Source organism: Lichenifustis flavocetrariae, assembly GCF_026130545.1.
GTDB lineage: Bacteria > Pseudomonadota > Alphaproteobacteria > Rhizobiales > Beijerinckiaceae > Lichenihabitans > Lichenihabitans flavocetrariae.
The window spans coordinates 1-9,839 of record NZ_JAMOIM010000085.1; the positions used below are offsets into that span (position 1 = coordinate 1).

At 57.6% G+C, this 9,839-nt stretch carries 6 protein-coding genes and 2 pseudogenes; 2 read left to right on the forward strand and 6 right to left on the reverse strand.

All coding sequences use genetic code 11. The features are described from left to right. Positions 1–286: pseudogene (locus M8523_RS34870) on the reverse strand (hypothetical protein); the annotation flags it as partial. Positions 287–886: 600 nt separating this feature from the next. Here M8523_RS34870 and M8523_RS34875 point away from each other — a divergent pair. Continuing rightward, a pseudogene (locus M8523_RS34875) lies at positions 887–1,224 on the forward strand (transposase); the annotation flags it as partial. Positions 1,225–1,384: 160 nt separating this feature from the next. On the opposite strand, the gene M8523_RS34880 reads toward M8523_RS34875, so the two are convergent. The 4 genes from M8523_RS34880 to M8523_RS34895 form a co-directional block, all read right to left on the reverse strand. Beyond that, positions 1,385–5,338 carry a PAS domain S-box protein gene (locus tag M8523_RS34880; protein ID WP_282589404.1) on the reverse strand — a complete coding sequence of 1,318 codons (3,954 nt, stop codon included), beginning with the start codon at positions 5,336–5,338 and terminating at the stop codon, positions 1,385–1,387. Positions 5,339–6,248: 910 nt separating this feature from the next. Beyond that, a complete protein-coding gene (locus M8523_RS34885) occupies positions 6,249–6,593 on the reverse strand; it encodes a hypothetical protein (RefSeq protein WP_282589405.1) in 345 nt (114 codons plus the stop codon). 512 nt (positions 6,594–7,105) lie between these two features. Then, entirely contained in the window at positions 7,106–7,267 is a 162-nt protein-coding gene (locus tag M8523_RS34890) for a hypothetical protein (protein ID WP_282589406.1), read from the reverse strand. A gap of 315 nt (positions 7,268–7,582) precedes the next feature. After that, positions 7,583–7,981: a BLUF domain-containing protein gene (locus M8523_RS34895; RefSeq protein WP_282589407.1), complete on the reverse strand. Its 399-nt coding sequence runs from the start codon at positions 7,979–7,981 to the stop codon at positions 7,583–7,585. A 242-nt stretch (positions 7,982–8,223) separates the two neighbouring features. Here M8523_RS34895 and M8523_RS34900 point away from each other — a divergent pair, with 242 nt between their 5' ends. After that, positions 8,224–9,297, forward strand: coding sequence for a sensor histidine kinase (locus tag M8523_RS34900; RefSeq protein WP_282589408.1), 1,074 nt, complete (start codon positions 8,224–8,226; stop codon positions 9,295–9,297). Positions 9,298–9,438: 141 nt separating this feature from the next. On the opposite strand, the gene M8523_RS34905 is transcribed toward M8523_RS34900, so the two are convergent. After that, positions 9,439–9,839, reverse strand: a 401-nt coding sequence (locus tag M8523_RS34905; RefSeq protein ID WP_345894363.1) for a response regulator, incomplete at its 5' end; no start/stop codon positions are given.

Consider the following 9,839-nt stretch of genomic DNA (forward strand, 5'->3'; position numbering starts at 1 on the left):
TGAGCGTCAGGACATTGGCGGGTGCATAGCGTTCGCTGGCCAGGGCACCGGACACTGCCGCCATCGGCTCGGGCCCGGTCAAGCTCATCAGCGGTGAACCGATGACCGACTTGAGGGAAATCCCAGTCGACGCCGCGAAGTTGGCGCTGACATGGGTGACGCGGTGATCCGTCGCTTTTGCTGCGATCAGGACGCCATGAGGTTGGATCGCGCCCGGGATCTGGATCGGCTCGCTGGCACAGGACTCAAGATCCGCCGTCCTGGCAGCAGCAATTGGGGCGATCATACCTGACGATCTCGCCTAGCAACATTGACGCCGGATCTTACCCTCTCCCAATTGTCCGCGCAGACGATACGAACAAAAAACACTGGGCTTTGGAAGCGCGAGCCGCTTCAAGGAGGACCCGTGGTGATCCTACTCCCTTTACTTCTGCCTTTGCGATAAATCTTCAGGGATAAAAGCGGGCCAGGCGCTAGCTGTTCTTCGAGAGATAGAACTGGAGCCACCGCAGACCAAGTCGTTATCATGTCGGCCCGGGCGGAACGATGAGCAGCTTTTGCAGCAGCGTGCCGACGACGTCGTGGCCCGGATATCGAACTGGCGCTCATATCATCTCGCGGAGGCGGCGCAGGCTGGCATATTTACGGAAGCCGAATCGATGAAGACAGACTCAGAAGCGCAAGCTCCAAGCGATCTACTGTATCAGCCCGTAAAGGGCGCTGATCGGGTATTGTAAGTGTTCATTGACCCTTTCGGTCGAGCGTCGCGACCGGCGCGGATCAGGTCTGGTTCGTCAGCGGGAGGTGGCTTGGGAAATCTGGACAGGTGCGGTGAGTGGAATTTCTGCCTGACAGCGACCAAGGTGGCCGCGGATCGGAAGAGACGATGACGAAGCGAACGCGCCGCAACCATTCGCCGGCCTTCAAGGCGAAGGTGGCTTTGGCAGCCGTAAAGGGTGAGAAGACGCTGGCTGAGTTGGCGCAGCAGTTCGATGTGCATCCGAACCAGATCACGGCCTGGAAGGCTCAGCCTCTGGATGGCGCCGCCGGCTTCTTCGGTGCGGATGCGAAGGTTGGCCCGACGGCGCCGGCCATCGACGTGAAGACGCTACACGCCAAGATCGGCGAGTTGACGCTGACCAACGATTTTTTGTCCGGCGCGCTCGACAAGGCAGGCCTACTGAGCGCAAAATGATGATCGACGACGGTCACGGCCTGTCGATTGAGGTGGTTCAGTTCGTTCAAACAGCGCCCGGCTCTTCAGCTTGTGGTTGAGACGCTTCGATGTGTTTGCGAAGTGTAGCTTCATTCGGTTTGCCTTGGGAAAGCCCAGGACCTCAATAGATCCACATAGATTCCTTCGGAGGCAGGCCGCACACGATCGTTATGCCGCCACCGCGTACCCACTGGATTGCGCTGCCGCCATGGCCCGTTCGCCAACCGCCTGCAGCTTCGCGATCCGTTCCGACCCTTCTCCTGTCTTTAGCTCGGTTTCGATATCCACGCAGAGTTGTGACAACTCGATCAAGCCGAAATGGCCAGCCATCGAGACACACGTGTGTGCGTAGTCCAAAATCTCGATCTCGGTCATGGCATCCAGATGAGCGATACGCTGTCTGAGATCGGTCATGAATGTCTTGAGCATTTGCGCCAGTGGATCACGACCAAGGACCTCGGCGAGATGGTTCAGTGTCGTTTCGTCGAGAATGGTGACGGTTGGGGCTGGCTCGGCGGCTGCGGGTAGTTGGCTGCGGTTTGTTACGGCCTCGATAGTGGCAAAAAGCGTCCCCCAATCGATGGGCTTGCCGACATGTGCGTCCATGCCGGCTTTTTCGCAATCTTCTCGATCCTGCTTCGTGGCGTTTGCGGTGAGGCCAATGATCGGTGTCGAAGAGCGATTTTCTCGGCTTTCGTCGCGCCGGATTGCACGCGTCGCAGAATAGCCGTCCAGCATCGGCATCTGCACATCCATCAGCACGACGTCGAATGGTGATGCGCCAAAGGCCGAGACTGCGGCAACACCGTTGTCCACGACCGTAACATGATGCCCTCGCTGTTTGAGGATCTCAGTGATGACGGTCTGGTTGATCAGATTGTCTTCAGCGAGCAGAATACGTCGCGGGGTGAAGCGTAAGACCGTACCAGCGGCTTGATCATCCAAGGGGGCTGGCACCGTTGTCAACCGGAGCGGCAACTCGAACCAGAATGTGGATCCTCGGCCAGGTTCGGAGACAACCCCGATCTCGCCGCCCATGAGTTCCACAAGCTTTTTGCAGATTGCCAGGCCGAGGCCTGTTCCCCCGAACTGGCGCGTCACAGAGCTGTCGGCTTGGCTGAAGCGCTGGAAAAGTACGCTAAGCTTTTCTTCGGGGATCCCGATGCCGGTATCCGACACCGCGATCCGGAAGCGCGAGCGATCATGGCTGTAGCTTGCCGTGATCAAGACGCTGCCGCGCTCCGTGAATTTGATCGCGTTAGTGAGCAGATTGAGAATGATTTGCCTCAGGCGAGTGGCGTCACCCATCATGATCCAAGGACCGGTGGCCAATTGGACGTCGATCTTGAGCACCTTTTTAGCAGCTTCCCCGTGCTCCAAGTCGCAGCAGGCCGTCACTATGCCGCGCAAGTCGAGCGGAGCATCCTCGATGGTGAGCTGTCCGGCCTCGATCTTGGAAAAGTCCAGGATGTCATTGACAATGGCCATCAACGATCGTCCCGCCTCGTAGGCCATGGCGAGGTAGCCTGCTTGCTGCGCATTCAGCGTCGGATCTTTGCGCAGCAGATCGTGAAGTCCCAGGATGCCCGTGAGTGGCGTCCGGAGTTCGTGGCTCATATTGGCCAGGAACTCAGCCTTCGCGAGCGCAGCCCTTTCCGCGGTGGCTCTGGCCTGTTCAAGGTGACGGGCAGCCCGCTGACGCTCGGTAATATCGCGAAGCGAACAAATGAGGGATTGAGCAAGCCCTGTTGCTGGGTCACGAACCAGATTAATGACCGCCTCAAGCCAGATCCAATGTCCTTGTTTGTGCCGCATCCGGTTGACGATCATCGTTCGATCGCCTTGCACCTTGCCGGAAAGCAGAAACTCCATCGTTTGGCGGACCTCTCGGGCGTCGTTCGGATGGATCAAGGACGACGGCGTGGTCCCCAGCATTTCCTCAGGCTCGTAGCCGAGCATCGCACGGCACCCAGGCGACACGTAGCGCCTCACAAGATCGAGGTCGAGCTGCGTTATGACATCGCTGGTCGAGTTCGCAAGTGTCCGGTAACGGGCTTCACTCGCGCGAAGGGCTGACTCTGCGCTGCGTCGAGCTGTAATGTCGGCGTAGGTGCTCACGATAGCTCCATCGGGGAGCTGAACTGTGCGGATCTCGAGAACCGTGCCGTCCGGTCGCTGATGCTCCTGTACACCCGGCGCAGTCAGAGGAATATTGCATCCGGCCGTATCTTCCCCGTTGGTCTTTCTACGGCGGCCTATGATGTCCGCGAAATGAAGCGGCGCTTGCTCGATCAACTGAGGCGGCAGGCGGAGGAGTTCGAGAAAACGGGGGTTGGCCAGCTCCACTGTACCGTTTTCAGCAACTTTGATGAGGCCCTGATCCATCGAGTTCAAGGCCGTCTCGAGCAATGTGGACTGCGTGGCGAGGCGGCGCTCGGTTTCGGTCAGCTCGGTGACGTCCAGCATCGCTCCGAAAACGGCTTGTACCTCACCGGTGTCATCGTCGATCTCACAAAAGCCGCGCGATACCACGTGGCGCACCTCGCCATTGGCGCGGATGAGGCGAACGCGCGACACGTAGCCCTCACGCGTGGCGATGACGCGGGCGAATTGTTCGCTGATCTTAGGTCGGTCATCTGCATGGTAGGCGTCGATCGCGGCCTCGAGCGTCGGCGCGGAGGAGCCCGGAGGCAGCCCGTGGATAGCGAACATGCCGTCGGACCAGCTGATGCCCCTATCCTTCAAGGCGACGCGCCAGTGCCCGATCCCTGCCAATTCTTCCGCCGCACGAAGCTGTCGATTGGTGAGCTGAAGCTGCCGGGTCAGGAGTTCCCGCTCTGTAACGTCGCGCAGGTTCGATACAATTTCCAGCGGGCTGCCGTCTGCTCCGCGGATCAACCGAAGACGAGATTCCACCCAGATCCAATTGCCCGCCTGATGGCGAAGGCGGTGAGTGCTTCTCGCTTGTTCGGTAGTTCCTTTAAAAAGCTGGTCGATGATGTCGTCGAGTCGTTCCGCCTCATCCGGATGCACCAGCTGCACGGAATGCGTCCCGATCAACGCTGCCGCGTCATATCCAAGAATTTCCATTGCAGCTGGCGAAACGTAGCGCCGTGTTCCGTCGAGCCCCAGACATTGCACCATGTCGGACGATGAGTCGGCGAGAAGGCGATAGAGTCGATGACTTTCCTGCGACGCGGCCTCGATAGCCCTTGCACGACGTTGGTTGCGCTCTGCCGCGACTCCAACGGCAAATAGACAAGCCGCGGCGAAGCCCAAGACCGCGCTTTCAACAAGCGTTTGACGACGCCACCCCGCGAGAGCCTCATTGACCGAGATCGCGGATGAGACCAGCAGATGGTAGCGGTCGACATGATCGAAGGCGAAAATCCGCTCGACACCATCCCAAGGCGAGATCGATTGCGATATGCCCGATCGGGCTTGACGTGCATCATCTGCAAGGGATGGCGAGACCGGCAAATGCTGACCTCCAACCAAAACCGGGAAGCGCACCAACATTTCCCCTGTATCGGACCAGAGAGCCGCCGTGCCCTGCTCTCCGATCTTGATGGTCCGATAGAAGCTCTGGAAATAATTCGGGGCCAGATTGGCGACGACGACGCCAGCGAAACTTCCATCTGCCTTGTCGATCCTGCGAGAAAGCGGAATGACGAGCGGACTTCCCGCCGTCACACTGCCAAGATGGATGGACGGGTCAATATGGTCGCGGTGCCAGTCGAAATCATCATGATCGCTGCGGGGGATTAGACCGTTGGGATCGACTGCATCGGCGACCCGGTTACGGGAGGCGTCGAGGATTGTGATGCTGCTGACCTGATCCAAAAAATTGTTCTGTCGGCGTATGACGTCGACCACCTCGCGCATGTCCTGCCCGTGTTCGACGCGCTCCTTGATGTCGGCAAGCATGAGATCGACCGACTCGATCGTCCGCGCTGCATGTTGCGCGAGGGAACGCGTCAAATTGCGTGCATTCTCCTCGGCCGCAGCGAGAGTTGCATCTCGGCTGCGAATGCTTTGCCACACTCCCAGCAGGACGATGAGAAGAGCCGCGGCAAAGGCCACGAGGGCTGTTGACCCGATAACAATGCGACGGTGTGACACGAGCCTACGGTCCTCAATGAAGAACGAAGCTCTACGATGATTTTGTAAGGCTAATAATTTGCGATTAATCTAATTTGAGACTTGCATATGGCTGAACGTGTCGAATAATTTATGACGATCGGCGCCAGAAAGAAAATATTTACAATGATTCCATTTTTGCAACATAATATCATAATTACAATTTGATAATTAAAGCTTTTATAGCTTTCGATGTTTGGGTGTTTCGTCAATAATATTGCAGTTCTGACAAATAAACCTGACGAGATATAATAGGTTCGGTACATGCCGACCGGGTGCCAAAAATCTGATTTTTGGCAGTTTGCAGCCTAGCTACAATGCCAATGCGTCCTGGTGAATTTGCATGGTGATAGACCTTTCCGCCGCGGCTCAATGGCGGATCGGTTCTAGACTGCCACTCGCCGACAACATTAGCTTCGCCCAAGCGATTCGAACGGCCCGGAAGCGAGGTGATCGAGGATAAGCCTCAGTGCCGCAACGTTGTTCTCGTCTTCGGCGCTCTCGATCGCGTCCTGGAGCACCGCGCGGATGCGGGTAGGTGACGGGCGCCATCAGCTTACACGCCCCCCAATCGCCTGCGCCAGATCATCAAGCACCAAATCTGCCACCGCAGCCGCGCCCGTCTGGTTTTTGTCGTTCGGCGGCGCGTCGAGGGGATGCCACCACGCCTCAATAACGTGGCACGACGGCGACACGAGCCCAGCAGCTAAATCGGCCTCGGTCACTGCGGATGCTTCGCGCACTCGGCCCAATGCTGAGGACGCGCGAGCATGGCCGCCGCGCCGTCCTTGTAGGCTTCCTCATTCTCGCCTGTGACGATCTTCATGACGTGAAGGGCGTTTCCGGTAACGTCAGCGGGGCACATTTGCCCTTGAAGTCCGGTGGGCATAACTCAGCGGCCCATGTCAGCGAGTGATCGGTTCAAATCGGCAAACGCCTGCTTCATTGCTCCTAGCCAGCTATCCTTTGTGAATCCAGCGGGGAAAGTCCAGACGTCCTTGCCGGTCTCAATCAGATCAATTTGGGCTGCGAAAACGTCTCTCTCGTGAACCGCGGCATCCAGCCACTCCTTGCGCGACCTTGCCATGCCTGTAATTCCCATGCTTCCGCTGAGCAACACGGCAGCTAGGTCCTGATCGTGCGCCGCGTCAAGCGGCCAAATTCGAACTGAAACACACCCAGATGCCCGTTCGCTTGAGAAGCTTGTAAGTGTCGATCTTAGCTCGATTTCGCGCATTTCTGTCGACGTCGCAGGCGAACTCTGCGAGACGGTTGTAGATGTGATCTAGTATTTTCGTCCTCTTCGTCCGTGCTGGGGATTTCTTCATCGCCTACCCTTTGGCATGGACCGCATCACGGTTCCATTTTTACCGAACCGAATACCGGCTGCTTCGCACGCATTTTGAATTCGTGCGTCTTGTGCGAGTGTCATGCGAGGAATGCCGTCGACGCTTTAGACGCGCTCAATAATCTCGATCAGCACCTTGGTCATGCCGGCCAAAGCAGGCACGTTACATCCCAAGAGCTTCCGAGCTTCGCGGACCTGGCGACCGGCGATCACGGCACTCTCCTCGCACTCGCAGGCTTGCGGCGTGCCTCAGCGAGGTGAACGGCCGCCCGTGCAACAACGATCCCGGCAAGCGCGCCGGCCGGGCTGGCCGCCCAATTGTCGATACCCGTCGATCGTCCGGGGATCCAAATCTGGCAGACCTCGAAGAACATAGCCGCAGCCGAAAAGTCCAGAAACTGCTACCGGCTCTTGGTGTGTTGGATGCCGAGGCACGTGACGAGTGCGGACAGGAAATAGGCCATGGCATGCTCGCGATTGCCTAAGGCGCCCTTGTGCGGCCGGTCGTGACCTTGCACCAGCGACAGAACCGTCAAGATGACCCACGAGCAAACGGCAGCCATGCGAAGCGCATGTTTGAAGCCGCAGTCCAGCAACCAGGACTTATTCAATTATCAGGCTTCGCAGGCTGACGCACGAACGGGACCACCACACCCCAGTCGATATTTCTTGCATTGCCGTCGTCGCCAAACAGAAAGCAGATCAAGGTAGAGCACTTCCTATCGCGCGCCTCGGCTAACAGGCCGGCAAAGGAGCACCACACCATCGAAGCCTGCGAAAAGTCCGCCACCACGGCCTATGTGCCGAAGCCGGGCGCATCTCGGACACTTTGATCGGCATCGGCGGATGAGCGCTTTAAGACGAAAACAAACCTTGATTTAGGGCGCTTCGGCCTTCAGCCGCTCGAAGACGGCCAGAAGCTCCGGTCGGGTCGCATTGGCGATGGCGCCGGCCGCGACTTGCGCCTGTGTCCACATCCAGGAGCGAGCGGGGTCGTCACGCATGGCCCATCCCGGGAAAAGGCGGTGGGTCACCGGCTCGCCGAACAGGAAGTTGACGTCGGCGTGCCGGTTGTCGGACGCGATCCGTGCGTAGGTCGCCCTGATGGCGACTTCGGGTCCCTCGATCAACTGCAGGTAGGCGTCAGCGCGGCAAATCAGGGCGCCGGTCACATCGTCCCGCAGGTTGTTGCGTCGCGAGTCCATCAGGATACCGTTGAGCATCGCCTGGTCGAAGCCGAACGGCTGCGATACATAGATGATCTGAATCAGGCTCATGCAGGCACCTCCCCAATTTGGCAGGAGTAGACCCCGCTGCTAGCGGTATGTCGAGGCGTATCGGCTGCATGCTCATGATGCACAGCCCGTGCCGTGCGAAGAGGAGCCCTCCGGGCTCTTGAACTGGGCGACGTTTGATACTGCCTGTTAACGATTTATTAACTCATTCGTTAACAGATATTTGCTGACACATCGGTTCGCCATCCCGTCTTACATGGCTGTTGTCTTGATTGGCGGGTGCCATGTTAGAGCCGTTTCCCAACAGAGATGAGACCCAAGCGCTGGCACTCGCGATCGTGAATACGATACCAGAACCATTCCTTGTCCTTGACGGCGAATTTAACGTTTTGGCCGCGAGCCGCTCGTTCTATGACACGTTCAAAGTCGACGTTCGACACACTCGGGGCTGCCTGCTCTACGCGCTCGGTGATGGCCAATGGGACATCCCGGCACTCCGGGTTCTACTGGAAACGATCATTCCTAAGCATGCCACCATGGACGGCTTCGAGGTCGAGCACGATTTTCCTAATGTTGGCCATCGAATTATGCTGCTCAACGCTCGGCAACTGCTCAGCGCCGAGGGTACAAAATCCACCATCCTGCTCGCCTTCAGGGACATCACGACCCGCCGCGCGGTCGAACGGGAAAAGCAAGAGTTGCTCTTTGAGACCGAAAAGCTGCTGACGGAAAAGCGGCTCCTGTTCCAGGAACTCCAGCACCGCGTCGGCAACAGCTTTCAAATCATCGCCAATATCCTGCTTCTGAAGGCGCGGGCGGTCTCCTCACTTGAAACACGCGGCCATCTTGAGGACGCATACGAACGCGTGATGTCGGCCGCTTCAGTTCAGTCTCACCTCAATCAATGCGAAGGCGTCGAAGAAATTGAGGTCAACGCCTTTTTGTCAAAGCTTTGCGAGAGCCTAGCCTGCTCGATGAGCGTCGAAGATCAGCCGTTCATGATCAGCGCCTTCGCTGATGAGGCTAGGATGACCTCGTCCAAGGCCGTCAGCATCGGCCTCATCGTGACCGAACTCGTGATCAACGCAAAAAAATATGCATTCCCGGACAACAGGCTCAGCGCCCAGATTTGGGTCGCCTATGAAACCGAGGGATCGGCCTGGAAGCTGACCATCTCGGACAATGGCGTCGGGAAAGGCCACCATATCGGGGCGGCGGGCGGCGGGTTGGGAACGATGATCGTCAACTCGCTCGTCAGGCAACTGGGCGCCATCATGGACGTGGTGAGCGAAACGACCGGCGTCAGCGTATCGATCATGTCACCGACTTTCCGAGCACTCCTGCCACGTGCAGCTTAGACTGCAACAATCTCGCGCAGTGTGTCGGCAATGCCGCTCTCACTACGGCAGTAAATAAGGATAATGAATTAGTCGCACAGGCCCAGAGATCAAGATATTATAAAATTAACACAAAGCAATGCGTTCCCGACCAGCCGCGCTTTACAAGGCGATAGCCGCCGCGTTGATGAGCTGCGAAATAGCCGTAATAACTTGTGCAACAGCAAATGGTTTTGGCATCAGGACGCTGTTAGGAACACCCTTTGAAGCCCAATCATGGGCACTCGCGCCGGTCATATATACAACAGGCATTTTATCATTAACTTCGCGAGCATGCTTGGCCACATCCCAGCCGGTAATTTTATCTGAGATGTTTATGTCAGTAACAATAGCCTTATAGGTCGCCCCGTCTTTATCAAGCAGCGCTATTGCTTCTTCACCGCTGCTTGCTTGAACTACGGAAAATCCGCCTTCGGTAAGGGCGTCCGTAATTACCCAGGCCATTTGGAGGCTGGTCAGGCGCTGACGGTCTGGAGAATGACCTGAAAGGCGTTGGTGCCGGG

Excerpts from the sequence above, each read along its gene's own strand:
- M8523_RS34885 (WP_282589405.1), bottom strand. The coding sequence starts at position 6,593 with ATGCGCGAAATCGAGCTAAGATCGACACTTACAAGCTTCTCAAGCGAA.
- M8523_RS34890 (WP_282589406.1), bottom strand. The coding sequence starts at position 7,267 with ATGGCTGCCGTTTGCTCGTGGGTCATCTTGACGGTTCTGTCGCTGGTG.
- M8523_RS34895 (WP_282589407.1), bottom strand. The coding sequence starts at position 7,981 with ATGAGCCTGATTCAGATCATCTATGTATCGCAGCCGTTCGGCTTCGAC.
- M8523_RS34900 (WP_282589408.1), top strand. The coding sequence starts at position 8,224 with ATGTTAGAGCCGTTTCCCAACAGAGATGAGACCCAAGCGCTGGCACTC.